This window comes from Hydrogenophaga sp., assembly GCF_041913525.1.
Taxonomy (GTDB): domain Bacteria; phylum Pseudomonadota; class Gammaproteobacteria; order Burkholderiales; family Burkholderiaceae_C; genus Hydrogenophaga.
Window position 1 is genome coordinate 74,536 of the sequence record NZ_JAYSFD010000010.1, and the last position, 22,485, is coordinate 97,020.

28 protein-coding genes are annotated in these 22,485 nt (G+C 69.1%); 10 read left to right on the forward strand and 18 right to left on the reverse strand.

Annotation, left to right across the window (positions count from 1 at the left end; all coding sequences use genetic code 11):
• The first annotated feature begins 213 nt into the window (after positions 1 to 213).
• Positions 214 to 1,416: a tyrosine--tRNA ligase gene (gene tyrS, locus ACE3RQ_RS13265; RefSeq protein WP_374522580.1), complete on the forward strand. Its 1,203-nt coding sequence runs from the start codon at positions 214 to 216 to the stop codon at positions 1,414 to 1,416.
• Positions 1,417 to 1,428: 12 nt separating this feature from the next.
• On the opposite strand, the gene ACE3RQ_RS13270 is transcribed toward tyrS, so the two are convergent.
• The 4 genes from ACE3RQ_RS13270 to ACE3RQ_RS13285 form a co-directional block, all read right to left on the reverse strand.
• Positions 1,429 to 2,112: an ankyrin repeat domain-containing protein gene (locus ACE3RQ_RS13270; protein WP_374522581.1), complete on the reverse strand. Its 684-nt coding sequence runs from the start codon at positions 2,110 to 2,112 to the stop codon at positions 1,429 to 1,431.
• A gap of 20 nt (positions 2,113 to 2,132) precedes the next feature.
• Positions 2,133 to 2,624, reverse strand: a complete 492-nt coding sequence (locus ACE3RQ_RS13275; protein WP_374522502.1) for a heme-binding protein — start codon at positions 2,622 to 2,624, stop codon at positions 2,133 to 2,135.
• Between the two features lie 101 nt (positions 2,625 to 2,725).
• Positions 2,726 to 3,355, reverse strand: coding sequence for a response regulator transcription factor (locus ACE3RQ_RS13280; RefSeq protein ID WP_374522503.1), 630 nt, complete (start codon positions 3,353 to 3,355; stop codon positions 2,726 to 2,728).
• Entirely contained in the window at positions 3,352 to 4,815 is a 1,464-nt protein-coding gene (locus ACE3RQ_RS13285; protein ID WP_374522505.1) for a sensor histidine kinase, read from the reverse strand. Before ACE3RQ_RS13285 ends, ACE3RQ_RS13280 begins: the two co-directional genes overlap by 4 nt.
• Before the next feature lie 33 nt (positions 4,816 to 4,848).
• Here ACE3RQ_RS13285 and ACE3RQ_RS13290 point away from each other — a divergent pair, with 33 nt between their 5' ends.
• The 3 genes from ACE3RQ_RS13290 to ACE3RQ_RS13300 are packed head-to-tail and all read left to right on the forward strand — an operon-like array spanning position 4,849 to position 7,262.
• Positions 4,849 to 5,778: a cation diffusion facilitator family transporter gene (locus ACE3RQ_RS13290; RefSeq protein WP_374522506.1), complete on the forward strand. Its 930-nt coding sequence runs from the start codon at positions 4,849 to 4,851 to the stop codon at positions 5,776 to 5,778.
• On the forward strand, positions 5,775 to 6,215 hold the full coding sequence (gene dtd, locus ACE3RQ_RS13295; RefSeq protein WP_374522507.1) for a D-aminoacyl-tRNA deacylase: 441 nt from the start codon (positions 5,775 to 5,777) through the stop codon (positions 6,213 to 6,215). The genes ACE3RQ_RS13290 and dtd overlap by 4 nt, the downstream gene beginning before the upstream one ends.
• Positions 6,216 to 6,233: 18 nt before the next feature.
• On the forward strand, positions 6,234 to 7,262 hold the full coding sequence (locus ACE3RQ_RS13300; protein ID WP_374522508.1) for an amidohydrolase family protein: 1,029 nt from the start codon (positions 6,234 to 6,236) through the stop codon (positions 7,260 to 7,262).
• A gap of 15 nt (positions 7,263 to 7,277) precedes the next feature.
• Here the strand turns inward: ACE3RQ_RS13300 and ybeY are convergent, their stop codons facing one another.
• Positions 7,278 to 7,733 (reverse strand): rRNA maturation RNase YbeY, encoded by a 456-nt coding sequence (gene ybeY / locus ACE3RQ_RS13305; protein WP_374522509.1) that lies wholly within the window; start codon positions 7,731 to 7,733, stop codon positions 7,278 to 7,280.
• Positions 7,734 to 7,744: 11 nt separating this feature from the next.
• Positions 7,745 to 8,722, reverse strand: a complete 978-nt coding sequence (locus ACE3RQ_RS13310; protein WP_374522510.1) for a PhoH family protein — start codon at positions 8,720 to 8,722, stop codon at positions 7,745 to 7,747.
• A 105-nt stretch (positions 8,723 to 8,827) separates the two neighbouring features.
• Between ACE3RQ_RS13310 and ruvA the strand changes: the two genes are divergently transcribed.
• From ruvA to ACE3RQ_RS13325, 3 genes are read left to right on the forward strand one after another with little or no spacing between them, the layout of a single operon-like run.
• A complete protein-coding gene (gene ruvA, locus ACE3RQ_RS13315; protein ID WP_374522511.1) occupies positions 8,828 to 9,406 on the forward strand; it encodes a Holliday junction branch migration protein RuvA in 579 nt (192 codons plus the stop codon).
• Complete coding sequence (ruvB, locus tag ACE3RQ_RS13320; RefSeq protein WP_374522512.1) at positions 9,403 to 10,461, forward strand: Holliday junction branch migration DNA helicase RuvB; 1,059 nt, start codon at positions 9,403 to 9,405, stop codon at positions 10,459 to 10,461. The genes ruvA and ruvB overlap by 4 nt, the downstream gene beginning before the upstream one ends.
• Before the next feature lie 9 nt (positions 10,462 to 10,470).
• Positions 10,471 to 11,568: an SPOR domain-containing protein gene (locus ACE3RQ_RS13325; protein ID WP_374522513.1), complete on the forward strand. Its 1,098-nt coding sequence runs from the start codon at positions 10,471 to 10,473 to the stop codon at positions 11,566 to 11,568.
• 15 nt (positions 11,569 to 11,583) lie between these two features.
• On the opposite strand, the gene ACE3RQ_RS13330 is transcribed toward ACE3RQ_RS13325, so the two are convergent.
• Genes ACE3RQ_RS13330 through ACE3RQ_RS13360 form a run of 7 tightly spaced genes read right to left on the reverse strand, consistent with a single transcriptional unit; the run spans position 11,584 to position 16,652 of the window.
• The gene (locus ACE3RQ_RS13330; RefSeq protein ID WP_374522514.1) at positions 11,584 to 12,744 is read right to left on the reverse strand and encodes a DSD1 family PLP-dependent enzyme; all 1,161 of its coding nucleotides are present in this window, start codon (positions 12,742 to 12,744) and stop codon (positions 11,584 to 11,586) included.
• A complete protein-coding gene (locus ACE3RQ_RS13335) occupies positions 12,728 to 13,372 on the reverse strand; it encodes a histidine phosphatase family protein (RefSeq protein WP_374522515.1) in 645 nt (214 codons plus the stop codon). The genes ACE3RQ_RS13330 and ACE3RQ_RS13335 overlap by 17 nt, the downstream gene beginning before the upstream one ends.
• A 29-nt stretch (positions 13,373 to 13,401) precedes the next feature.
• On the reverse strand, positions 13,402 to 14,067 hold the full coding sequence (locus ACE3RQ_RS13340; protein ID WP_374522516.1) for a hypothetical protein: 666 nt from the start codon (positions 14,065 to 14,067) through the stop codon (positions 13,402 to 13,404).
• A 34-nt stretch (positions 14,068 to 14,101) separates the two neighbouring features.
• Positions 14,102 to 15,064 carry a tRNA 2-thiocytidine(32) synthetase TtcA gene (ttcA, locus tag ACE3RQ_RS13345; protein ID WP_374522517.1) on the reverse strand — a complete coding sequence of 321 codons (963 nt, stop codon included), beginning with the start codon at positions 15,062 to 15,064 and terminating at the stop codon, positions 14,102 to 14,104.
• A 5-nt stretch (positions 15,065 to 15,069) separates the two neighbouring features.
• Positions 15,070 to 15,444, reverse strand: a complete 375-nt coding sequence (locus ACE3RQ_RS13350) for a dihydroneopterin aldolase (protein ID WP_374522518.1) — start codon at positions 15,442 to 15,444, stop codon at positions 15,070 to 15,072.
• A gap of 4 nt (positions 15,445 to 15,448) precedes the next feature.
• The gene (locus tag ACE3RQ_RS13355) at positions 15,449 to 15,820 is read right to left on the reverse strand and encodes a dihydroneopterin aldolase (protein WP_374522582.1); all 372 of its coding nucleotides are present in this window, start codon (positions 15,818 to 15,820) and stop codon (positions 15,449 to 15,451) included.
• A 13-nt stretch (positions 15,821 to 15,833) separates the two neighbouring features.
• Positions 15,834 to 16,652 (reverse strand): SDR family oxidoreductase, encoded by an 819-nt coding sequence (locus ACE3RQ_RS13360; RefSeq protein ID WP_374522519.1) that lies wholly within the window; start codon positions 16,650 to 16,652, stop codon positions 15,834 to 15,836.
• Here ACE3RQ_RS13360 and ACE3RQ_RS13365 point away from each other — a divergent pair.
• The 3 genes from ACE3RQ_RS13365 to trxC are packed head-to-tail and all read left to right on the forward strand — an operon-like array spanning position 16,651 to position 18,503.
• On the forward strand, positions 16,651 to 17,796 hold the full coding sequence (locus tag ACE3RQ_RS13365; protein WP_374522520.1) for a class I SAM-dependent methyltransferase: 1,146 nt from the start codon (positions 16,651 to 16,653) through the stop codon (positions 17,794 to 17,796). The two genes, ACE3RQ_RS13360 and ACE3RQ_RS13365, sit on opposite strands and share 2 nt — an antisense overlap.
• 13 nt (positions 17,797 to 17,809) lie before the next feature.
• A complete protein-coding gene (locus ACE3RQ_RS13370) occupies positions 17,810 to 18,004 on the forward strand; it encodes a DUF2905 domain-containing protein (RefSeq protein WP_374522521.1) in 195 nt (64 codons plus the stop codon).
• A 55-nt stretch (positions 18,005 to 18,059) separates the two neighbouring features.
• A complete protein-coding gene (gene trxC / locus ACE3RQ_RS13375) occupies positions 18,060 to 18,503 on the forward strand; it encodes a thioredoxin TrxC (RefSeq protein ID WP_374522522.1) in 444 nt (147 codons plus the stop codon).
• A gap of 7 nt (positions 18,504 to 18,510) precedes the next feature.
• Here the strand turns inward: trxC and ACE3RQ_RS13380 are convergent, their stop codons facing one another.
• The 5 genes from ACE3RQ_RS13380 to ACE3RQ_RS13400 all read right to left on the reverse strand — a co-directional run bounded on the left by ACE3RQ_RS13380 (position 18,511) and on the right by ACE3RQ_RS13400 (position 22,474).
• Complete coding sequence (locus ACE3RQ_RS13380; RefSeq protein WP_374522523.1) at positions 18,511 to 18,921, reverse strand: hypothetical protein; 411 nt, start codon at positions 18,919 to 18,921, stop codon at positions 18,511 to 18,513.
• A 93-nt stretch (positions 18,922 to 19,014) separates the two neighbouring features.
• Positions 19,015 to 20,274 (reverse strand): multifunctional CCA addition/repair protein, encoded by a 1,260-nt coding sequence (locus tag ACE3RQ_RS13385; RefSeq protein WP_374522524.1) that lies wholly within the window; start codon positions 20,272 to 20,274, stop codon positions 19,015 to 19,017.
• A gap of 34 nt (positions 20,275 to 20,308) precedes the next feature.
• Entirely contained in the window at positions 20,309 to 21,001 is a 693-nt protein-coding gene (locus ACE3RQ_RS13390; protein ID WP_374522525.1) for a glutathione S-transferase family protein, read from the reverse strand.
• A 108-nt stretch (positions 21,002 to 21,109) separates the two neighbouring features.
• Positions 21,110 to 21,436, reverse strand: coding sequence for a metal-sensitive transcriptional regulator (locus ACE3RQ_RS13395; protein WP_374522526.1), 327 nt, complete (start codon positions 21,434 to 21,436; stop codon positions 21,110 to 21,112).
• 87 nt (positions 21,437 to 21,523) lie between these two features.
• The gene (locus tag ACE3RQ_RS13400; RefSeq protein ID WP_374522527.1) at positions 21,524 to 22,474 is read right to left on the reverse strand and encodes a complex I NDUFA9 subunit family protein; all 951 of its coding nucleotides are present in this window, start codon (positions 22,472 to 22,474) and stop codon (positions 21,524 to 21,526) included.
• Positions 22,475 to 22,485 lie beyond the last annotated feature (11 nt).

Consider the following 22,485-nt stretch of genomic DNA (forward strand, 5'->3'; position numbering starts at 1 on the left):
AAAAAGAGTGGCCTCGGGCCCCGAAGTTCGCGCGAGGTTCGGCGAGTAGGGCGTCGCGGTTCGGAGGGTGCAAGAAGCACGCCAACTAGAATCCGGCGATTGGCTCTTGGCAGTATAGCCAGCGCCCATGAATTGCCATCGGAAGAAACGAGCATGACCTTTAGCACCAACGAAGCGCAAAGTACACAAAACCCGGCCGATGAGGCGCTTGTGATGACGGACGGCGTGCGCGATGCGCTGGCCGTGACGCTGCGGGGTTGTGAGGAATTGTTACCTCAGGCCGATTGGGTGCGAAAGCTGGCCAAATCGGAGAAGACGGGGGTGCCATTGCGCATCAAGCTGGGGCTGGACCCGACCGCGCCCGACATCCACATTGGCCACACGGTGGTGCTCAACAAGATGCGCCAGCTCCAGGACCTGGGGCACCAGGTGATCTTCCTGATCGGCGACTTCACCAGCCTGATCGGCGACCCCTCGGGCCGCAACAGCACCCGCCCGCCGCTCACGCCCGAGCAGATCAAGGCCAACGCCGAGACCTATTACAAGCAGGCAAGCCTGGTGCTGGACCCGGCCAAGACCGAGATTCGCTACAACAGCGAGTGGTGCCTGCCCCTGGGCTCGATGGGCATGATCCAGTTGGCGGCCAAGTACACAGTGGCGCGCATGATGGAGCGCAACGATTTCCACGACCGCTTCAAGGCCGGCACGCCCATCAGCGTGCACGAGTTCCTGTACCCGCTGATGCAGGGTTACGACTCGGTGGCGCTGCAAAGTGATCTGGAGCTGGGCGGCACCGACCAGAAGTTCAACCTGCTGATGGGGCGCCACCTGCAGCAGGAATACGGGCAAGAGCCGCAGTGCATCCTGACCATGCCGCTGCTCGAGGGCCTGGACGGCGTGGACAAGATGTCCAAGTCGAAGAACAACTACATCGGCATCACCGAAGAGCCCAACACCATGTTCGCCAAGGTGTTGAGCATTTCCGACACGCTGATGTGGCGCTGGTACACCTTGCTGTCGTTCAAGTCGATGGCCGAGATCGAGGCCCTCAAGCAGGAGGTGGCCAACGGGCGCAACCCGAAGGACGCCAAGGTGATGCTGGCCAAGGAAATCACCGCGCGTTTTCACAGCGCCCAGGCGGCCGACGCGGCCGAGCAGGACTTCATCAACCGCAGCAAGGGCGGTGTGCCGGACGAGATTCCCGAGGTCTCGCTGTCGGGGGCACCGCTGGGCATCGGCGCGCTGCTGAAGTCGGCGGGCCTGGCACCTTCCACCAGCGAGGCCAACCGCCTCATCGAGGGTGGCGGCGTGCGGGTGGACGGCGCGGTGGTGAGCGACAAGGGCCTGAAGCTGCCGGCCGGCACGTTTGTGGTGCAGGTGGGCAAGCGCAAGTTTGCCCGGGTGACCCTGGCCTGAGGGGCGGCCGGCTCAGCGCGCGCCGGCTTGTTCCAGCTGTTGGACCATGGCCTGGTAACCGCGGGCGCGGGCCAGCGCCAGCGGCGTGCGGCCCTGGCGGTCGGTGAGGGTCAGGTCGGCGCCGGCATCAAGCAGTGCTTGCAAGGTGGCCTGGTGGCGTGGCCCGCCATCGCCCAGCACGATGGCCTCGATCACCGCCGTCAAGTGCAGGTTGTTCACGTGGTCCAGCGGGGCGCCGGCGGCAATGAGTTGGCGCACCGCGCCGGCATGCCCGAGGTGGGCCGCGGCGATCAGGGCGGTGCCGTCGTAGCGGCTGGTCACCTGGCGGGCGCTGGCACCCAATGACAGCAGCAGGCGCAAGGTGTCCTCGTCGTCGGCCACGGCGGCGATGGTGACCGCGTCGTAGCGATCGCTTTCCAGCGCGTTCAGGTCGGCCCCGGCCTGTGCCAGGGCGCGGATGGCGGCGTGTTGCCGGGCATGGGTGGCCACGTGCAAGGGGGTGCGCCCGTGGGCGTCGCGAACCTGATGCGCTGCCCGTGGGGCACTCGCGATGCGGGCCAGGTCTCCCTGGTGCGCGGCCGCCAACAGGCCTCGGTATTGGCTGAGGTCGGCCGGGGTGGGCGCTTGCTGGGCCTGCGCGCCGAACCCCAGCTGTGCCAGGGCAAGCAGCGCGGCAGCCCGCGCGCCGTGGCGCATGAGGCGCGGGCGCATGGGCTTCACTTGAGCAGCTCTTTGACTTTGTCGATGCCGGCCAAGGCGCACTGCTCGTCCAGATGACCGCCGGGCGCGCCACCCACGCCCACGGCGCCGATCACTTCGTTGCCCACGCGCACCGGCACACCGCCGCCCAGCACCAGGAAGCCGGGGATGTCCACCAGGGTCTGCGCGCCCGGGTTCTTCTGAACGTTTTCCAGCATGGCGCTGGTGTTGGCGCGAGCCGACGCGGCGGTGAAGGCCTTGCCCTGTGCGGCGCCCACGGTGTGGGGGCCGGCGTTGTCGGCCCGCAGGAGGGCGCGCAGGGTGCCGGCGCGGTCAACCACGGCGGCGGTCACGTTGTACTGGTTGGCGGCGCAGGCGGCCACAGTGGCCGCGGCGATTTGGCTGGCCAGCTCCAGCGACATGTTTTTCTCGGTGCGAACGGCTTGCGCCTGGGCAGAGGCCGAAGCCAGCGAGAGGGCGATGGCTGCGATGGCGATGGGCGTTTTCATGGGGTTCTCCTGTGGGTGGCGGTGCGAATCACCGTGGGAGAACTGTAGAAACCGCGCCCGGTTTTGCCCATGCGTGGCGCTACGCGCGCGGGTCCGTAGAACTACGCAGGGTGGTCGCCTTCCACCAGGTCGGCGTAGCGGCGAATGAGCTGGGCCAGCGAGTCGGCCTCCAGCTTGGCGAACACGCTGGCGCGGTGGGTTTCGACCGTGCGCGGCGACAGGTCAAGGGCGCAGCCGATTTCCTTGTTGGTCAGGCCTTCGACGATCAGGCCCAGCACCTCGCGTTCGCGCCCCGAGAGCTGGGCGTAGCGTTCGCGCGCGGCCTGGTCGGCGCGCTGGCGCTGGCGCGAGCGCACGTGCTGGCGCACGGCTTGCTGCAGGGCCTCGATCAGGCGCTCGTCGTCCACCGGTTTTTCCAGAAACTCCGCCGCGCCGGCCTTGAAGGCGCGCCGGCACATCTCCACCGTGCCGTGGCCGGTGAGCATGATGACCGGTTGGTCGGCCCCTTGGGCGATCAGGGTGTCCAGCACCGACAGGCCGCCCAGGCCTGGCATGCGCACGTCCAGCACGATGGCGCCGATGGCCTGGCGGTCAAAGCCCGCCAGAAAAGCCGCGGGATCGGCCCAGGTCTGCACCCGCAGGCCGACGGTGGCGATCAGCAGGGCCAGGCTGTCGCGCACGGCCTGGTCGTCGTCCACGAGCTGGATCAGGGGAGACAGGGGAATGGTCATGGGGGGGCCAGGGGAATGGTCAGGCAAAACGCCGCGCCACCGCTGGGGTGGGGCTGCGCCGACAGGCGACCGCCCATGCCGGTGGCCAGCGTGTCGCACAGGCTTAGGCCCAGGCCCAGCCCACCAGCCCGTGTGCTGAAAAAGGGCTGGAAGAGCTTGGCCATCACCGCTGGCGACAGGCCGGGGCCGGTGTCGATCACGTCCAGTCGTCCCATGCTTGCCTCAGTGCCCAGGCGCAGCGTCAATCGGCGCTGATCGACGGGCATTTGTTCCATTGCTTGCAGCGCGTTCATGATCAGGTTGTGCACGATTTGCTCAAGCGCCACCGGATCGGCGCGCACGCGCACCTCGTGGGCCGGTGCCTCCACGCTGGTGGCCACCTGCCGTCGCTGGCATTCGGGCTCCAGCAGGTGCAAGGCATCGCGCACGGCGTCTTGCAAGACCACGGATGGCAGACCATCGGCCTGGGCCGGGCGTTCAATGACGCGCCGCAGGCGGGCCACCACCTCGGCGGCGCGCCGGGCCTGGGCCACGGCCTGTTCCATGGCCGCCACGGCGGTGGGGTCGATGTCGCCTTGTTCGCGCAGCAGGCGCAGCGAGGCCTGCGTGTTGGCCACCACGGCGGTCAGGGGTTGGTTGAGCTCATGCGCCAGCCCGGCCGCCAGTTCGCCCAAGGTGTTCAGCCGCGTGACCTGCCCCAGCCGCAGCAGGTCTTCGGCCCGGCGGCGCCGGGTGAGTTGACGCTGCCACGCGGTCCAGGCCAGGGCCATGCCGACCATGGCCGCACACCAGGCGCCCATGGCCATCCAGGGCAGCTCGGACGGCCCCACGCGCTGGGAAACCACCAGGTGAAAGGGTTGGCTGGGGCTGGCCAGCACCTTGTCAAAGTGCAGGGGCCAGCCGAGGTTGCCGCCGTTCGCCTGGCCGGTTTGCAGCGCAAAGGGCGGCTGGCCTGGCAGCGCCAGCGCCACCTGGGCGGGGCTGCGCCCCGGGGGCAGGGGCCATTCGTCTTGCGGCACCGTCTGCGCCATGTCGATGCGAAGCGCGTAGGCACCTGGCCCGGCCGCCAGCACCAGGTCGTACTGGCCGGAGCGGGTGTCCAGGGCAGAGATCGCCGCGTGCCCCAGTTGGCGTGATCGCTGCTCGGCCTGGGCGTGGTCGGCATCGGGCCAGGCCTGGCCCGCCTCGCGCCGCGTCACCCGCAAGATCTGGGCGTAGAGTGCCGGCAGCCGCTGCTCGGGCTGGTCGGCACGGGTGGAGTTGAGCAAGGCCAGCGTGGCGAGCACGGCGTCGTGCTGCACCAGGCGCTGGCTCAGCAGGCGATGGGCAATGCGGGCGTTGGTGTCGAAGGCCTCGCGCCGGTCCTTCAACTCGCTGCTGGCCAGCAGCGCGGCACCCGCCAGGGCGGCCACGGCCGCCACCAGCCAGGGCAACAGTTGGGGCAGGGCCGGGGCGCGCATGGGCGGAATTGTGCATGGTGTGACAATCGCCGGATGAGCGAAAACTTCCTTCAGCGTCTCACGCCGCAACGCTTGCTGATGGCCTCCATCGTGGTGGCCATCCTCACCATCGGTCTCAAGACCCTAGCCTGGTACATCACCGGTTCGGTGGGCCTGTTGTCGGACGCGATGGAGTCATTGGTGAACCTCGCCAGCGCGGTGTTCGGGCTGGTGATGGTGACGATCGCGGCCCGCCCCGCCGACGAAGACCACCCCTACGGCCACCACAAGGCGGAGTATTTTTCGTCGGGCTTCGAAGGGGTGCTCATCATCGCGGCGGCGCTGGGCATCATCTGGGCGGCCGGGCACCGCCTGTTCGATCCGCAGCCGCTGGAGCAACTGGGCTGGGGCCTGGTGTTCTCGGTGGCGAGTTCGGCGCTCAATGGTTTGCTGGCCTGGGTGATGTTTCGGGCGGCCAAGCAACATCGCTCGATCGCACTGGAGGCCGACGCCAAGCACCTGGTCACCGACGTGTGGACCTCGGTTGGGGTGGTGGTGGGGCTTGTCTTGGTGCAGGTCACCGGCTGGCTGTGGCTGGACGCGTTGGTGGCCATGGGCGTGGCCGCCAACATCCTCAAGGAAGGTTTTCACCTGATGTGGCGCTCGTCGCAAGGCTTGATGGACGAGGCGGTCGAGCCCGAGGTGCTGCAGACCATCCAGCAGACGCTGTCGGGTTTTGCCCACGAGCGCGAGGGGGTGGAGATCATCCGCTTTGACCACCTCAACACCCGCAAGGCCGGGCAACGCCGTTTCGTGGACGTCCACATGCACATGCCGGCTGCCTGGTCGCTGGGGCGGGCGGCGGCCCTGAGAACCAGCGTGGAGCAGGCCCTCATGAGCGCCGTGCCGGGCCTGCGCGCCACCATTCAGTTGCTGCCCACCGACGTGGAAGCCCATTTCGACGACCCGAAGGACTTGATTTGATCGCCCTGTTGCAGCGCGTGAGCCAGGCGCGCGTGGACATTGCTGGCCAAACCGTGGGCGCCATCGCACACGGCCTGCTGGTGCTGGTGTGCGCCGAGCCCGACGACACCGAGGCGGTGGGCCAGAAGTTGCTGTCCAAGATCTTGAAGCTGCGCGTCTTTTCCGATGAGGCCGGCAAGATGAACCGCAGCGTGCAAGACGTGGGCGGCGGCCTGCTGATCGTCAGCCAGTTCACCCTGGCCGCCGACACCCGCAGCGGCAACCGCCCGGGTTTCACCGGTGCGGCAGCGCCGGTCCTGGGAGAGGCACTCTACGACCGCTTCGTGGCGCTGGCCCGCGAGCAGCACCCGCAGGTGGCCACCGGGCGCTTCGGTGCCGACATGCAGGTGCACCTGGTGAACGACGGGCCGGTCACCATTCCCATCACGATCCGTTGAACGCAGGGGAGGCCCTTCATGGTGTTTCGCCGATGTCTTGGGGCGCTGCTGTTGGCCAGCAGCGCGGTGGCGATGGCTCAGGTGCCAGCGCTGATCGACGTGCACATGCATTTTCAGGTGAGCAAAGGTGCGCTGCCGCCCGGTGCGGCCGGTGCCGCCGTGGCCAGCATGGACCGCCTGGGCATTGCGCGTTCGCTGCTGATGCCGCCGCCGCAGGTGGACACCAGCCTGCGCGGGTTCCATGACCTGTCCGATCTTCAGGTGGCGGTGCGCTCGCACCCGGGGCGCTTTGCCCTGTTGGGTGGCAGCGCCCTCAACGCCATGATTCACCACACCCCCGCCGGTGCCGTGGACGACGCCATCAAGACCCGCTTTCGACAGCAGGCGCTCGACTATGTGAAGCAGGGCGCGGTGGGCTTTGGCGAAATCGCCATCGTGCACCTGTCGCTGCCGGCCATGGGCGAGAGCCATCCCTACGAAGCGGTGCCGGCCGATCACCCTTTGCTGCTCTTGTTGGCCGATGTCGCGGCCGAGCAGCAGCGGCCCATTGATCTGCACTTCGATCTCGTGCCCGAGGCCATGCCGCTGCCCGAGGCGCTGCGGCCGAACACGGCCAACCCCCAGCAGCTCGAGGCCAATGGCGAGGCCTTCAAGCGCCTGCTGGCGCACAACCCCAAGGCGGTGATCATCTGGTCTCACGTGGGCTTTGAGCCCTTGCTCACCCGCCACCCGGCGCGCGTGCGGCAGATGCTGGAGACTTATCCCAACCTGCACATGAGCTTCCGCCTCAACCGCAGCGCGCCGCGTCCGGCCGCGGCACTGGACCCGTCGGGCCGGGTCAAGCCTCAGTGGCTCGCCCTGATCGGCGATTTCCCTGACCGCTTTATGCTGGGCAGCGACAGCTTCTATGGCCCCGGCGGCATCGAGCGAGGCGGCACGGAAGAGGGCCTGCAAAACCTGCGCAGTCTGGTGGAGCAGTTGCCCCCAGAGGTGGCCCGCCAGGTGGCGCGCGACAACGCCGTGCGACTCTTCCGCCTGCAGCCCTGAGCAGCTCGCCCTGCCTTATCGGTACGGGTTCTTCAGCCCCAGGCCGGCAAGGATCTCGATCTCGCGCGCTTCCATGGCCTCGGCGTCTTCGTCGCTGGTCTCGTGGTCCCAGCCCTGGGCGTGCAGCGTGCCGTGCACCAGCAGGTGCGCGTAGTGCTCGGCCAGGGGCTTTTTCAGTTCCTTCGCTTCGCGCGCCACCACCGGCGCGCACAGCACCAGGTCGGCCATCACCACGGGTTCGGTGGCGTAGTCGAAGGTGAGCACGTTGGTGGCGTAGTCCTTGCCTCGGTAGTCGCGGTTCAGGGCCTGGCCTTCTTCGGCGTCAACGATGCGAACGGTGATCTCGCCATCGCCGTCCAGGGCGTGGCGAATCCAGCGGGCGACCTTGTGGCGCGGCAGTGCGGCGCGGTGGGGGGCGGCGTCGGTGAGGTCGCTGAATTGCAGCGACAGGCTGAGTTGGGGCAGGGGCATGGCAGGGGGGCTCAGGCGGTGCGACGGGTGCGCTTGGGCGCGGGGGCTTCGTCGGCCTCGGTGCCGCGCGAGTCGTAGGCATCGACGATGCGGGCCACCAGTGGGTGGCGCACCACGTCGGCGCTGGTGAGGCGGTTGAAGGCAATGCCGGTGACGCGCTTGAGCACGCGCTCGGCGTCGATCAGGCCGCTGAGCTGGGTGCGCGGCAGGTCGATCTGGCTCACGTCGCCGGTGACCACCGCCTTGCTGCCGAAGCCGATGCGGGTGAGGAACATCTTCATCTGCTCGGGCGTGGTGTTCTGCGCCTCGTCGAGGATGACGAAGGCGTGGTTGAGCGTGCGCCCGCGCATGAAGGCCAGCGGCGCGATTTCGATCTGCTGGCGCTCGAAGGCCTTCTGCACCTTGTCGAAGCCCATCAGGTCGTAGAGTGCGTCGTACAAGGGGCGCAGGTACGGGTCGACCTTCTGGCCCAGGTCGCCGGGCAGGAAGCCAAGCTTTTCGCCGGCCTCCACCGCCGGGCGGGTGAGCACGATCTTCTGTACCGCGCTGCGCTCCAGCGCGTCCACCGCGCAGGCCACCGCCAGGTAGGTCTTGCCGGTGCCGGCCGGGCCGATGCCGAAGGTGATGTCGTGCGTGGACATGTTCTGCAGGTAGCGCGCCTGGTTGGCCGTGCGACCGCGCACCTCGCCCCGGCGTGTCTGCATGGCCGGCGCGTCGTTGCCCACCTCGGGCACGGCGGTGTCGCCGCTGAGCATGAGCTGCACCTTCTCGGCGGGAATGGGGCGCTTGGCCATTTCGTAAAGCGCCTGGATCACCTCCATGGCCTGCTGCGCGCGGGCCTTGGGGCCTTCCACGCGGAACTGCTCGAAGCGGTGCGCCACCTTCACCTGGAGCGCGGCCTCGATGGTGCGGATGTGGGCGTCCAGCGGGCCGCACAAGTGCGCCATGCGCTCGTTGTCCGGGGGGGAGAAGGTGTGTCTGAGAATCAAGCCGATAATCCCGCGAGTAGGAAAAAACACCCCGTGGCGGCGGCCGCTGTGCGGGGGACGGACGCCGGTGGACGAGCCCGCCCGGCCTCCCGAAAGGAAACCCCGATGATAGGCAAGTTGACCGGCACGCTGCTGGAAAAGAACCCGCCGCAGATCCTGGTGGACTGCCATGGCGTGGGCTACGAGGTGGACGTGCCCATGAGCACCTTCTACCACCTGCCCGCCACCGGCGAGGCGGTCTCGCTGCTCACGCATTTCGTGGTGCGCGAAGACGCGCAGATTCTGTATGGCTTCGGCACCGCCGCCGAGCGCGAGGCCTTTCGCCAGCTCATCAAGATCAGCGGCGTGGGGCCGCGCACGGCCTTGTCGGTGCTCTCGGGCCTGAGCGTGGCCGAGCTGGCGCAGGCGGTGTCGGCGCAAGAGGCCGGGCGCATCGTCAAGGTGCCCGGCATCGGCAAAAAGACGGCTGAGCGCCTGCTGCTGGAACTCAAGGGCAAGATTGGCGCCGACCTGGGGCTGCCCGGCGCGGCCGCTGCCGTGGGCGATGCCGCTGGCGACATCCAGCAGGCCCTGATGGCCCTGGGCTACAACGAAAAAGACGCCGCCGCCGCGCTCAAGGCCCTGCCCGCTGGCGTGGGCGTGGCCGACGGCATCAAGCTGGCCCTCAAGTCACTCGCCAAATGAGCATCCAGACCGACGATTTCGCTCCGCCGCCGCGCGTGGTCTCGGCCGCCACGGTGTCGCCCAAGGAAGAGGCCATCGAGCGAGCCCTGCGCCCCAAGCTGCTGGACGAGTACGTGGGCCAGCACAAGGTGCGCGAGCAGTTGGAGATCTTCATTGGTGCGGCCAAGAAGCGCAGCGAGGCGCTGGACCACGTGCTGCTGTTCGGCCCGCCCGGGCTGGGCAAGACCACGCTGTCGCACATCATTGCCCAAGAGCTGGGCGTGAACCTGCGCCAGACCAGCGGCCCGGTGCTGGAGAAGCCGCGCGACCTGGCCGCGCTGCTCACCAACCTCGAAGCCAACGACGTGCTGTTCATCGACGAGATCCACCGCCTCTCGCCGGTGGTGGAGGAAATCCTCTACCCCGCGCTGGAGGACTACCAGATCGACATCATGATCGGCGAGGGGCCGGCGGCGCGCAGCATCAAGCTCGACCTGCAGCCCTTCACGCTGGTGGGCGCCACCACGCGCGCCGGCATGCTCACCAACCCGCTGCGCGACCGCTTCGGCATCGTGGCGCGGCTGGAGTTCTACACGCCCGATGAACTGGCGCGCATCGTGCGCCGCAGCGCCGGGCTGCTGGGCGCGCCCATCGAAGACGAGGGGGCGTTTGAGATCGCGCGGCGCTCGCGCGGCACGCCCCGCATCGCCAACCGCCTGTTGCGCCGCGTGCGCGACTACGCCGACGTGAAGGGCACCGGCACCATCACGCAAGAAATCGCGCACAAGGCCCTGGCCATGCTCGACGTGGACCCGCAAGGCTTTGACCTGATGGACCGCAAGCTGCTGGAGGCGGTGATCCACCGCTTTGACGGCGGGCCGGTGGGGTTGGACAACATCGCCGCGAGCATCGGCGAAGAGCGCGACACCATCGAAGACGTGATCGAGCCCTACCTCATTCAGCAAGGTTTTCTGCAGCGCACCCCACGCGGGCGCACCGCCACCCTGGCCGCCTATCGCCACCTGGGCGTGATGCCGCCGCGCACCGAAGGCGGGCTGTTCGAGGCCGGTGCTTGACACACACCCATGACGACGGCGCCGGTCTCCGCCCCTGAAAACGCCACCACGGCCCTGTACCGGGCCGCCCTGGGGCACGGGAACACCCCGCGTTACCTGACGGTCTTTGCCGCCTTCGATGAGCGCGGCATGGCCCGCGCCCACTGGAACACCGCGGCGGGACTGTTCTCGCTGTTCTGGCTGGTGTACCGGGGGCTGTGGGGGCGGGCGGTGTTGTATGCCTCGGCCGTGTTCGCCCTGGCGGCCCTGGCCTGGTGGATGCGCCCCATGTGGGCGGCCTGGCCCGATGGCGTGGCCGTAGGCTTGCTCGGCCTCTTGCTTGTGCTGGCGGCGGTGGTGCCCGGCCTGGGCGGCGACGGCTGGCTGCACGCCGACGTGCGCGCCCGCATGACCGAGGCCGTGCGCCACGCCCGCACGGTGGAAGAAGCCTGCCAGGCGCTGGCCGAGCGCCGCCGCACCGAGCGTTGGGGTGTGGCTGCCTTGCTGATGGGCAGCGCTCTGGCCCTGGCGGTGGCGCTGTGGTGGTGGCGCGGTGTGGAAGATGGGCGCCCGCCCGCCGAGCCGGCCCCCGCTGTGGTGGCCGCTGTGGCCGCGCCGCCCGCCGACGCCGACCAGCCCGCTGAGCCATCCCCGTCGCCGGCCAGCGCCGCGCTGCCGGCCAGCCCTGCCGCGAGCGAACCCGTCGCAGGCCCCGTCACCAGCGCCGAGCCGGTGCCGGTGCCGGTGCCGGTGCCGGTGCCGGTGCCGGTGCCCACCGTGGCCGCGCCTGTTTCGGCACCAGAGCCAGTGCCGACGCCTGCGCCTGCCCCGCCCCCCAGTCAAACCGAGGCCAAGCCGACAGTGGCCGCCGCTGCCGCAGAGTCCGTTCGCCCTCGCCTGAGCGGCCCGGTCGTCAACGTGGGCCTGTTCGCTGACCCCGCCAACGCCCGCCGCGTGCAAGAGCGCCTGGCCGAGGCCAGGCTGCCGGTGGTGGTGGACCCGGTGGAGTCATCGCGTGGCACGCTCAGCCGCGTGCGGGTGGGGCCATTCGCCGACAAGGCGCAGGCCGAGAAAGCCGCAGCCAAGGTGCGCGCCCTGGGGCTGGAGGCGCAGGTTCGCGCGCCTTGATCGGCGCGCGTCGCCTCAGCCCACCGCGCCGCGCGCGTCCACCCGAATCAGGCGCTCCACCACGCCCGCGCTCAGCCCGCCGCGCACACCCACCAAGGCCTCGTGCAGGTTCACCGTGGGGTCGCAGTGGTTGGGCACCAGCCACACCGTCTCGCCCAGCTCGGGCAGGTGCTCGCCGCGCAGCACGCCGTGTTCGTCGCCGCCATTGCCAAAGCTCAGGCCCTGGGGCAGCCACACGGTGGGCAGGCCGGTGTCGATGGCGTGGCTCTTGTGGCCGGCGTCGCACACCGCGCGGTCGGCGCTGCGGCTGATCACCTGGGCTTTCACGAACAGGGCGTGTTCAAACGCCGGGGCATCGGGCGAGGCCTCGTTGGCGGCGTAGTCGGCGTCCAGAAACAGGTAAGAGCCGGGCTGGATCTCGTTCCACACGCCGCTGGCGGCCTCGTGCACGAAGCTGCCCGTGCCCGCCCCGGTCACCACGGGCACGGCAATGCCCGCGGCCTCCAGGGCGTGCCGCGTCGCCGTCACCGCTTGCGCGGCCTGCGCGATGGTGGCGTGGCGCTCGGCGTCGCTGCGCTGGTGCTGGGCGCGGCCGTGGTAGGCGTGCAGGCCGGCGAAGCGCAGCACAGGTGCCGCGGTCACCAGGCGGGCCAGGGCCAGCGCGGCGGGGCCGGGTGGCACACCACAGCGGCCATGGCCCACGTCGATCTCGATGCACACGTCGATGCGATCGTGGCCCGCGACGCCCGCCTGGCGCAGGGCCGACACCAGGGCGTGCACGCCCTGTTCGCTGTCCACCGCCAGGCCAAAGCGCGTGGGCAACTCGCGCACGGCACGGGCCAGGCGCAACAGCTTGGCCGGGGCGATCACCTCGTTGCTGATGAAGATGTCTGTCACGCCCGCGTGGGCCAGGGCCAGGGCCTCGTCGGTCTTTTGCACGCACACGCCCACGGCACCGTGCGCCATCTGCAGCCGGGCCAGTTCGGCGCTCTTGTGCATCTTGGCGTGCGGGCGCAGGCGCAGGCCGCGCGCGCGGGCCCAGTCGGCCATGCGCCGCAGGTTGCGCTCCATGGCGTCCAGGTCCAGCACCAGCGCGGGCGTGTCGAGGGTGGCCACGCCATGGCCCACGGCGCAGGCCAGGCGCTCGGGGAACGGGCGCTCAGGCAGTGGTTTCATCGAGGCGGTCGTCCTCGGCTTGCAGGTGGCGCGTGTCGGCCCAGCCCACCAGGCTCAGGCCTTCGGGCGACCAGAGCAGGCGGTTGATGGCGGTGTTGGGCAGTTCCCAGGTGCGCGGGGCCTGCAGCTCAAGCCGGGTGGCGGCGCGGTAGAGGATGTCCAGCACGCCACCGTGCACCACGATCAGCACCTGCTCGCCCGGGTGGCGCGAGGCCAGTTCCATCACCTTGGGCACCACGCGCGCCTGCAGTTGCAGCAGCGACTCGCCACCGGGTGGTGCGAAGTCGGGCATGCGCTTGCGCCAGGCCAGGGTTTCGGTGGGCCAGTTCAGTTCCAGCTCGTCCCAGGTGTGGCCCTCGAAGCGGCCAAAGCCGCGCTCGCGCAGGCCGCTGTCGGTGTTCACCGTCAGGCCCATGGGCCCGGCCACCGCCTCGGCGGTTTCGCGGGCGCGGGAGAGGTCGCTGGCATAGACGGCGGCAATGGCCTCGTCTTGCAGGGCGCGGGCCAGTTGTCGGGCCTGCCAGCGGCCGGTCTCGTTGAGTTCGATGTCGGTGTGGCCCTGGATGCGGGTGCCTCGGTTCCAGGCGGTTTCGCCATGGCGCACGGCCAGGATGCGGGTGACTTGCACGGTGTTGGGGCCTTGGTGGGAAGTGGGGGTCAGCGCGGCACTTCGATGTTCACCTGTCGCAGCCCTTCGGGCGGCGCGGGGAAGCCTTGCAGCGCCGCGTCGAGCATGGCCGTCCAGAGGCCGGGCGTGCTGTTCCAGCGGCCATCGTGTGCGGCGCGGGTTTCGTAGACCACGCGGCCGGTGGCGGCGTGGCGCACCACCACCTGCACCTGGCGCTGGTAATAGGGCGTCTCAAAGCGCGGGAACATGGGCATCCAGATCACCTGGCCGGTGCGGGTGACCACGTAGTCGCGCCCGGGCATGGCGGGCCCGAAGCCCGGCCACCAGCCGTTGTACGGGTCTTCCCACGGGGCGCGGGGCAGCTTGAGCGTGCTGGCGCTCACCGACACCGTCCACGGCGCGCCTGTGCCCGCGGTGGCCTGCGTCCAGCCGGCCTTGGCCAGCACCTGCTCGGTCAGGCGTTCCAGCTCGCCCTGGCTGGCGGCAATGGGCGATTCCTTCTGTGATGGCAGGCGCTCGAAGTGGTAGATCTGCGGGGGCTGCGGCACGGGCGCGCCGGCCTTGGCGTCGTCCCAGCGCGCGAAGCTCTGCACCTGGTTGTCCACCAGGTACACGCTGGCGCAGCCGCCCAGGGCCAGGGCCAGCAGGCCGGTGACGGCCAGGCGAAGCAGGGAGTGCACGGTGCTCGGCTTCATGGCGGTTCTCCTGCGGGCCTCATGCCCGGTGGGTTCAGCCCTGCGTGGCGATCGGGATGATGGCGCGCGGCTCGGCGGCGGGGGTGTTCACCGGCTCGTCGTCGAAGGCCTTGTCGCCGTTCTCGTCGGCCTGCCCCGTGGCCTTGACCGTCTGGAAGGGGTACAGGTCGCGGTCCATCAGGTGGCTGGGCACCACATTCTGCAGCGCGGTGGCCATGTTCTCCACCCGACCCGGGTACTTCTTTTCCCACTCGCGCAGCAGGTTGCCCACCTGCTTGCGCTGCAGGTTTTCCTGGCTGCCGCACAGGGTGCAGGGAATGATGGGGAACTCGCGGATCTCGGCCCAGCGGATCAGGTCTTTCTCGGGCACGTAGGCCAGCGGGCGGATCACCACGTGGCGGCCGTCGTCGCTCACCAGCTTGGGCGGCATGCCCTTGAGCTTGGCGCCGAAGAACATGTTCAGCAGCAGGGTCTGCAGCATGTCGTCGCGGTGGTGGCCCAGCGCGATCTTGGTGGCGCCCAGCTCGTCGGCCACGCGGTACAGGATGCCGCGGCGCAGCCGGCTGCACAGGCTGCACATGGTCTTGCCCTCGGGCACCACGCGCTTGACGATGGAGTAGGTGTCCTGGTTCTCGATGTGGAAGGGAATGCCCAGCTTCGAGAGGTACTCGGGCAGGATGTGCTCGGGAAAACCGGGCTGCTTCTGGTCGAGGTTCACCGCGATCAGCTCGAAGTTCACCGGGGCGCGCTTCTGCAGCTTCATCAGGATGTCGAGCAGGCCGTAGCTGTCTTTGCCGCCCGAGAGGCAGACCATCACGCGGTCGCCTTCTTCGATCATGTTGTAGTCCACGATGGCGCGGCCCACTTCGCGGCACAGGCGCTTTTCCAGCTTGCGGTTTTCGCGCTGTTCCTTGTGCGAGGCCTGCGCCTGGTCGGCGGCCTCGGGGGTGTCGGCAGGCTCGGCGGCCCAGGCGTTGTCGGGGAGTGTGGCTTCCATGGGGTTCACCATTGACCGCTTTCCATGCGGATGGCGACTTCGCAGTCGTCAAAGATTTCGAGTTTGGCGATCTTCACGCGCACGCCGATCACGCCGGGCAGTTGCATGAGGCGCCGCGTGAGCTTGCCGATCAGGCTCTCCAGCAGGTTCACGTGTTCGGCGGTGCATTCGTCAATGATGATCTGCCGCACCTTGCGGTAGTCGAGCACGTGGCCGATGTCGTCGTCGTGCGGCAGCAGCGGCTGGGTGCCCTGGTTCAGCTCGGCGTCCACCTGAATCGGTTGCGGCGCCCGCTTTTCGTGGTCGAGGATGCCCAGGTTCGCGTCGAAGCGAAGCCCGGTGAGCGTGAGGATCTGGGTGCCGGCGTGGGTTGCGTTCATGGCATCAGGCGAGCGGCTTGGCGCGGAAGACCTCCACGCCCACCGCGTCGCAGTCGGGGTACACATCGGGTTTGCAGGTGGACAGGCGCACCGCCTGCACACCGGGGTGGCGCATGAGTTCGTCCGCCAGGTCATCGCACAGCGTCTCCTGCAGTTCGATGTGGCCGCGCGCGATGCGCTGCGCCACCACCTCGCGCACGAAGTCGTAGTCCACCACCTCGGCGATGTGGTCGTTCTGCGGCGTGGTGTGGGCCAGCGGCACGTAAAGATCGACGTCGATCCACATGCGCTGGGGCGCGGTTTTCTCGAACTCGTGCACGCCGATCTGCACCATCACCTCGTGGCGGCGCAAAAACAGCTTGCGGCAGGTCTGCATCAGCAGGTAGGGGTCAGTCGCGCTCACGCAAGGTCTCCGGGTAAAGCTCGTCCACCGCGAACATCACGTCGCGCGCCAGCGGCACCAGGTGCTGGCCGTTGTCCACGTTCACCGTGGTGCCGGTGATGCCTGTGCTCTGGGCCAGGAACACGCAGGTGCGGGCCACCTCGGTCGGGTCGATCGGGCGGCGCAGCAGGTTCACGCGGCTGGCCCGCGCGAAGTTCTCGGGCGACTGCGGGCCGCTCAGGTACATCAGGCCCGGGGCCACGCCGCACACCCGCACCTCGGGCGCCAGGGCCTGGGCTTGCAGGGCCACGGCGCGCTCCAGCGCGAGCTTGGTGACGGTGTAAGAGAAATAGTCGGGGTTCAGGTTGTGCACCTTCTGGTCGAGCACGTGCACCACGCAGGCGTCGCCCGTGGGCTGGCGGCGCTGCAGGCGGGCCAGCTCGCGCCCCAGCAACAAGGGCGCAATCAAATTGACCTCAATTTGCTGGCGCGCCAATGCCGGGTCGAAGTCGATGCCGGTGTCGGGCTCGAAGGCCGAGGCGTTGTTCACCACGGCGCGCAGGCCGCCGCGCTCGGCAATGTGGGCCACCATGGCCTCTACCTGGGCGCTGTCGGCCAGGTCGGCCGCCACCGTGTCCACCTGGGCACCTTCCTGGCGCAGGCGGGCCGCCAGGGCGTTGGCCGCCTCGGCCGAGCGCGAGTAGTGGCACCAGACGTGCCAGCCCGCGCGGGCAAAGGCCTGCACGATTTCGGCGCCCAGGCGCAGGGCGCCACCGGTCACCAGGACGGTGCCGGCCGGGGAAGGGGCAGGTGAATGGGGGGGCATGGGGGACAATCGGCGGGTGCGAACCGAAACCTTGAACGAACCCGGCAGTTTAACGAGCGCCCTGCTGGCGCGCCTGCGCCAGGCCATTGCCGAGGCGGGGGGCTGGTTGCCCTTCGACCGTTTCATGGCCATGGCCTTGTACGAGCCGGGCCTGGGGTATTACGCCAACGGCGGCCAGACCTTTGGCCATTTGCCCGAAGACGGCAGCGACTTCGTCACCGCCCCCGAGCTCTCGCCCCTGTTCGGCCGCACCCTGGCGCGGCAGGTGGCCCAGGCCCTGGCCGCCACGGGCACGCGCGAGGTGTGGGAATTCGGCGCCGGCAGCGGTGCCCTGGCCTTGCAGCTCATTGAGGCGCTGGACGCCCTGGGCCAGCCGCTGCAGCGCTACACCATCGTCGATCTGTCGGGCACGTTGCGCGAGCGCCAGCGCGCCACCCTGGCCGCCCACGCCAGCCGCGTGCAGTGGGCCAACGAACTGCCCGAGGCCATCGAGGGCGTGGTGGTGGGCAACGAGGTGCTCGACGCCATGCCGGTGCAGTTGCTGGCGCGTGTGGGCGGCCAGTGGGCCGAGCGCGGCGTGGCGCTGGACGCCACGGGCGCCCTGGCCTGGGCCGACCGGCCCACGGCCTTGCGCCCGCCGCTGGAGGTGGACGGCGCACACGACTACCTGACGGAAATCCACCCCCAGGCCGAGGCCTTCGTGCGCACCCTGGCCGAGCGCCTGCGCCGGGGGGCTGCCTTCTTCATCGACTACGGCTTTCCCGAGGCCGAGTACTACCACCCGCAGCGGCACATGGGCACGCTCATCTGCCACCGCGCCCACCGCAGCGACAGCGACCCGCTGGCCGACGTGGGCCTGAAAGACATCACCACCCACGTCAACTTCACCGGCATCGCCTTGGCGGCGCAAGACGCCGGCCTGGAGGTGCTGGGCTACACCAGCCAGGGGCGCTTTCTGCTGAACGCCGGCCTGATGGACGAGGCCCGTGGCGCCGATGCGCGCCAGAACGCGCTGATGCAGAAGCTGGTGCTCGAGCATGAAATGGGCGAGCTGTTCAAGGTGATCGCCCTGGCGCCGCCGGCCAGCGCCAGCGGCTGGGTGCCGCTGGGCTTTGTGGCGGGCGACCGCACCCACCGGCTCTGAGCGAGAGGGCACCATGATCCGCTGGATGATCGTCATCTTCCTGGCCCTGCTGCTCATCAGCTGGGTGTCGCCCGTTCTGCGCAAGCTGGGCCTGGGGCGTCTGCCGGGCGACTTTCACTTCCGCGCCTTCGGCCGCGAGTGGTTCTTGCCTTTTGCGTCCACGGTGCTGCTCAGCCTGTTGGCCAGCCTGATCGCCCACCTGCTCTGAGCCATACCCCGGGCAGTGTCTTGAATTCGGTGGCGGCGCCACCAACTCCCCGGGCATGAGCACCGACACCCTGCACATCGTCTGCCCCCACTGCCACACCACCAACCGGGTGGCCGCCGCCCAATTGGGCAGCGCGCCCGATTGCGGCAAGTGCCACCGGCCCTTGTTCACCGGCCACCCCGCATCGCTGGACGAGGCCGCTTTCGAGAAGCACGTGCTGCGCAGCGACGTGCCGGTGCTGGTGGATTTCTGGGCGCCGTGGTGCGGCCCCTGTCGCATGATGGCCCCCGCCTTCGAGCAGGCCGCCGCGCAGCTTGAGCCCCACATGCGGGTGGTGAAGGTCAACACCGAAGAAGCGCAAGCGCTGGCAGGCCGCCTGCAGATTCGCAGCATCCCCACCTTGGCGCTGTTTGCCGGTGGCCGGGAGGTGGCGCGGCAGCCTGGCGCCATGGGCGTGGCCGATATCGTGCGCTGGGCGCGCGCCCACGCGCCGCGCTGATGCCGGTTCAGTCGTCGCGCAGCGTCCAGTGGTGGCCGCAGCGCGTGCAGCGCACCGGCACGTCGGGCCCGTTGCCCGGGCCCGTGGCTTCACCCAACTGAAAACGGCCATACGCCTGGCAATGCGGGCAGTTGGCCTGGTTGGCCAGCGACTCGGCGTGCATCAGCAAAAACAAATAGCGGCGCATGGCCCACACCGCCACCGCGCCGCAGCCCAGGATGAACAGGGTGTTCATCAGCTTCTCGGCCGCCGAGGCCCCGCGCAAGGCCTCGAAGCTGGCCAGCATCGCCACCGTGGCCAGCAGCGCCAGGGCCATGTGCGCGTGGCTTGACAGCAATTCGCGCTCGTACCAGCGGCGAAAGCCCAGGTCCTGGATGCCTTGCACCAGGGTGCGGTTCAGCGGGTTGCGGTGCGGCATGGCGACCTCCGGCGGGAAGCCGAAATGGTGTCACGCCATTCGCCGCCGGGGTCGATATGTGAGGAACCCGCTGGGGTATTGGTGGCGGGGCGATCAGCCGCCCTCGGCATCCACCGCGGCGATGCGCGCCGCGTGCACCCGCTCCCCCACCTTCGGCCCGGTCAGGCCATCGGCCATGGCCCGTGCCGCCACCTCGGCGGTGTTCACCGCCAGCGCCGCCTTCAGTGCCCGGCGCAACCGGTCGGCCTGCGGGTAAGGGCGTTCGGACAAGCCGCCCCGACCCCGCGCATCGCATTCGCAGGCCAGTAGCACCTGCTCGAAGCGCTCGGGCTTGCGGATGGCGTCGCAGCGCTCCAGCAGGCGTACCGTGGCGGCCGGGCTCAGGTCGAGGCTGGCGTGCAGGTGGCCGTGCTCCCGGGCCACCACCTCGGCCAGTTCGCGGCACTCGTTGGGCACGCGCAGGCGCTCGCCCAGGCCCTTGAGCAGCTTGACGCTGCGCGCCTCGTGGCCGATGTGGCGCGGCAGCACGTCCGCCGGTGTGTTGCCCTTGCCCAGGTCGTGCCCCAGGCAGGCGTAGCGCACCGGCAGCGGCGCCCCCAGGCGGGCGGCCATGTCCAGCACCAGCAAAAGGTGCGCGCCGGTGTCCACCTCGGGGTGGTGCTCGGCGCGCTGGGGCACGCCCGACAGCCGGTCAACCTCGGGCATGAGGCGAACCAGCGCGCCGCAGTCGCGCAGCACCTCCAGCATCCGGCTGGGTTGCTGTTCCATCAGCCCGCGCGCCACCTCTTGCCACACGCGCTCGGGCACCAGGTGGTCCACCTCGCCGGCGGCCACCATGTCGCGCATCAGGGCCAGGGTTTCGGGGGCCACGCTGAAGTCGGGGAAGCGCGCGGCGAAGCGGGCCAGTCGCAGGATGCGAACCGGGTCTTCGGCGAAGGCGCTGGTCACGTGGCGCAGCACGCGGTCTTGCAGGTCTTGGGCGCCGCCGTAGGGATCGACCAGGCGGCCCTGCGCGGGGTGGTCGGCCTGCTCGGCGGGCACGGCCATGGCGTTGATGGTGAGGTCGCGCCGCGCCAGGTCTTCTTCCAGCGTGACGCCCGGGTCGGCGTGGAAGGCGAAGCCGTGGTAGCCCGGCGCGGTCTTGCGCTCGGTGCGGGCCAGGGCATATTCCTCGTGGGTTTGCGGGTGCAGGAACACGGGGAAGTCACGCCCCACCGGCAGAAAGCCTTGCGCCGTCATGGACTCGGGCGTGGCGCCCACGACCACCCAGTCGCGGTCGGCGTGCGGCGTGGCGTCGGTTTGTCGGGCCATCAGCGCGTCCCGCACCGCGCCGCCCACCAAGTAAATCTCCATGCGGGCGAGTGTAGGCGGCGCCGACCGCCTGGCCTCAGGTAGGACCGAGGCGATAGGGCTCCTCGAAATCGAGGAAGTCGTGCTCGGCCAGGGCGTCGTCGATCCAGGCCTTCACGCCACGCAAGGCGGCCACCCGGTCCACATAGGCGCGAAGATCGGCGGGCAGGGGAAGGTCGTAGGTGCGAATTCGCATGCACACCGGGGCGAAGTAAGCATCCGCGATGGTGAAGTCGCCAAACAGCAGGGAACCTGCCGGTTGGGCGGCCAACAGATCGCCCCACAGCCCGCACAGGCGCGCCAGGTCGGCGCGCACCCCGGCTTGGTCGCGCCAGATCAGCCGGCCCACCTCGGGCAGGTGGGCTTCGATATTCATGGGGCAATGTTGGCGCAGCGAGGTGAACCCGCTGTGCATTTCGGCGCACACGCTGCGCGCTCGCGCGCGCTGGTGGCGGTCATTCGGCCAGAGGTTCAGCTCGGGGAAGCGCTCGGCCAGGGTTTCGGCAATGGCCAGGGTGTCCCACACGGGAAAACCATCGTCGATCAGCACGGGCACCTTGCCCACCGGGCTGTGCTGGCGCAGGGATTGTTTGAATTGCGAACCGGCGTCGAAGGAATCGAAGCGAACCTGGACTTCTTCAAACGGGATGCCCGCCTGCTTCATCAGCACCCAGGGGCGCATCGACCAGGACGAGTAGTTCTTGTTGCCAATGACGAGTTGCAATGCCATGGGGCCTCCTTAAGAGGCCCCATGGTAGGCGAGTGCAGGCTGCCCAGCATTGCCATGCGGTGGGGCGATTCATGCGCCACCCGCATCAAAGCGGCCTGATGGCGGCGCTCAGGCGTATTTTTCAAGAATGCGGGTGGAGCGCTCCACGTCGCGCAGCGCGGACGTTTCCAGCGCGCTGGACGACACCGCTTCGACCATGGAGCAGGCCATCATGCGGTAGAAGGCCTTGTCCATCGCCTTGCGCGCGGCCGACATCTGCTGTGCCACGTCTTCGCAGCTGCGCTCGGTTTCCACCATCTCGATCAGGCCGCGGATTTGCCCTTCAATGCGCTTGAGCCGGTTAATGACATCCCGCTGGCTTTCGCTCATGCCGCGATTGGAGCGGATGGGCGTGGCCGGCCGGGCGAAGGCGGTCTGTGCAGCGGTGTTGCTCATGGTGCGAGGGAAAGTATTGTTTTGGGGTTTTGAGTGTGCCAAAAAATACTTACCCAGTACACCATTTTTGAACCTATTTTGTTTACTTTATTGGCGCATTGAGCGGTGGCGCAACAGCTGGCTGCGTGGTCCACGATGGCCCAGGTAGCCCGGTGCCACGCTGGTCAGTTCGGCAGGCGTGACGCCAAGGGCCTGTAGCCCAGGCCATTGCCCACTGGCCACGTTGTCCATCGACATGGAGGCGAGGTTGTCGCGACTCATCATGGGCTGGCCTGGCCCGAGCTCCATCAGGCAGGCCATGAAGTAGCCCAGCGCCACCGGCAGCGGGAAGACGGGGCGCGGGTGGCCGCTGTAGCGCCCTGCCAGGCGAACCAGTTCGGCCAGCGTGTACACCGTCGGGCCCGTGCAGTCGAAGGTCTGGCCCACGCTGCTTTGTGCCAGGTTCTGGTCGAGCAGGCTGTTCACCACGGCCTGCGCCACGTCTTCCACCCAAACGGGTTGGAACTTGGCGCTGGCGCCCGCCAGCGGCACGAGGGGCGCGCTTTCCTGGAGTTGGGCGAAGAGGTTGAGAAAGCGGTCGCCCGCGCCAAAGATGACGCTGGGCCGCAGGATGGTGAGGTCAAGCCCGGCGCGGCGCAGCACGTCTTCGCCACGCGCCTTGCTGCGCAGGTAGTGGGACGGGCCGTCCAGGCTGGCGCCCAGTGCGCTGATGTGCACCAGCCGGCGCACGCCACTGTCCGCGCAGGCCTGGGCCAGGGCGCGCGGCAGGGCCACGTGGGCGCGCTCGAAGGCGGCCTCGTTGCCATGGAGGATGGCCACCAGGTTCACCACCGCGTCGTGCTCTTTCACCAGGGCAGTGAGTTGTGCCGGGTCGTGCACATCGGCCTGCACCACGGTCACGCGGGGCAGGTGTTGCACGGCCGTGGCGTTGGCCAGGCGGCGGGTGGGCACGGTGATGCGCCAACCCTGGCGATGCAATTTTTCGCAGAGGTGGCGGCCCACAAAGCCGGTGCCGCCGAGGATCAACACGTTTTTCATGTGGTCAGGCA

What these genes read in the sequence shown, in the direction of transcription:
- tyrS (WP_374522580.1), top strand. Translation starts at nt 214, where the DNA reads ATGACGGACGGCGTGCGCGATGCGCTGGCCGTGACGCTGCGGGGTTGT.
- ACE3RQ_RS13270 (WP_374522581.1), bottom strand. Translation starts at nt 2,112, where the DNA reads ATGCGCCACGGCGCGCGGGCTGCCGCGCTGCTTGCCCTGGCACAGCTG.
- ACE3RQ_RS13275 (WP_374522502.1), bottom strand. Translation starts at nt 2,624, where the DNA reads ATGAAAACGCCCATCGCCATCGCAGCCATCGCCCTCTCGCTGGCTTCG.
- ACE3RQ_RS13280 (WP_374522503.1), bottom strand. Translation starts at nt 3,355, where the DNA reads ATGACCATTCCCCTGTCTCCCCTGATCCAGCTCGTGGACGACGACCAG.
- ACE3RQ_RS13285 (WP_374522505.1), bottom strand. Translation starts at nt 4,815, where the DNA reads ATGCGCGCCCCGGCCCTGCCCCAACTGTTGCCCTGGCTGGTGGCGGCC.
- ACE3RQ_RS13290 (WP_374522506.1), top strand. Translation starts at nt 4,849, where the DNA reads ATGAGCGAAAACTTCCTTCAGCGTCTCACGCCGCAACGCTTGCTGATG.
- ACE3RQ_RS13300 (WP_374522508.1), top strand. Translation starts at nt 6,234, where the DNA reads ATGGTGTTTCGCCGATGTCTTGGGGCGCTGCTGTTGGCCAGCAGCGCG.
- ybeY (WP_374522509.1), bottom strand. Translation starts at nt 7,733, where the DNA reads ATGCCCCTGCCCCAACTCAGCCTGTCGCTGCAATTCAGCGACCTCACC.
- ruvA (WP_374522511.1), top strand. Translation starts at nt 8,828, where the DNA reads ATGATAGGCAAGTTGACCGGCACGCTGCTGGAAAAGAACCCGCCGCAG.
- ruvB (WP_374522512.1), top strand. Translation starts at nt 9,403, where the DNA reads ATGAGCATCCAGACCGACGATTTCGCTCCGCCGCCGCGCGTGGTCTCG.
- ACE3RQ_RS13325 (WP_374522513.1), top strand. Translation starts at nt 10,471, where the DNA reads ATGACGACGGCGCCGGTCTCCGCCCCTGAAAACGCCACCACGGCCCTG.
- ACE3RQ_RS13330 (WP_374522514.1), bottom strand. Translation starts at nt 12,744, where the DNA reads ATGAAACCACTGCCTGAGCGCCCGTTCCCCGAGCGCCTGGCCTGCGCC.
- ACE3RQ_RS13340 (WP_374522516.1), bottom strand. Translation starts at nt 14,067, where the DNA reads ATGAAGCCGAGCACCGTGCACTCCCTGCTTCGCCTGGCCGTCACCGGC.
- ttcA (WP_374522517.1), bottom strand. Translation starts at nt 15,064, where the DNA reads ATGGAAGCCACACTCCCCGACAACGCCTGGGCCGCCGAGCCTGCCGAC.
- ACE3RQ_RS13350 (WP_374522518.1), bottom strand. Translation starts at nt 15,444, where the DNA reads ATGAACGCAACCCACGCCGGCACCCAGATCCTCACGCTCACCGGGCTT.
- ACE3RQ_RS13355 (WP_374522582.1), bottom strand. Translation starts at nt 15,820, where the DNA reads ATGCAGACCTGCCGCAAGCTGTTTTTGCGCCGCCACGAGGTGATGGTG.
- ACE3RQ_RS13365 (WP_374522520.1), top strand. Translation starts at nt 16,651, where the DNA reads ATGGGGGACAATCGGCGGGTGCGAACCGAAACCTTGAACGAACCCGGC.
- ACE3RQ_RS13360 (WP_374522519.1), bottom strand. Translation starts at nt 16,652, where the DNA reads ATGCCCCCCCATTCACCTGCCCCTTCCCCGGCCGGCACCGTCCTGGTG.
- ACE3RQ_RS13370 (WP_374522521.1), top strand. Translation starts at nt 17,810, where the DNA reads ATGATCCGCTGGATGATCGTCATCTTCCTGGCCCTGCTGCTCATCAGC.
- trxC (WP_374522522.1), top strand. Translation starts at nt 18,060, where the DNA reads ATGAGCACCGACACCCTGCACATCGTCTGCCCCCACTGCCACACCACC.
- ACE3RQ_RS13380 (WP_374522523.1), bottom strand. Translation starts at nt 18,921, where the DNA reads ATGCCGCACCGCAACCCGCTGAACCGCACCCTGGTGCAAGGCATCCAG.
- ACE3RQ_RS13385 (WP_374522524.1), bottom strand. Translation starts at nt 20,274, where the DNA reads ATGGAGATTTACTTGGTGGGCGGCGCGGTGCGGGACGCGCTGATGGCC.
- ACE3RQ_RS13390 (WP_374522525.1), bottom strand. Translation starts at nt 21,001, where the DNA reads ATGGCATTGCAACTCGTCATTGGCAACAAGAACTACTCGTCCTGGTCG.
- ACE3RQ_RS13395 (WP_374522526.1), bottom strand. Translation starts at nt 21,436, where the DNA reads ATGAGCAACACCGCTGCACAGACCGCCTTCGCCCGGCCGGCCACGCCC.
- ACE3RQ_RS13400 (WP_374522527.1), bottom strand. Translation starts at nt 22,474, where the DNA reads ATGAAAAACGTGTTGATCCTCGGCGGCACCGGCTTTGTGGGCCGCCAC.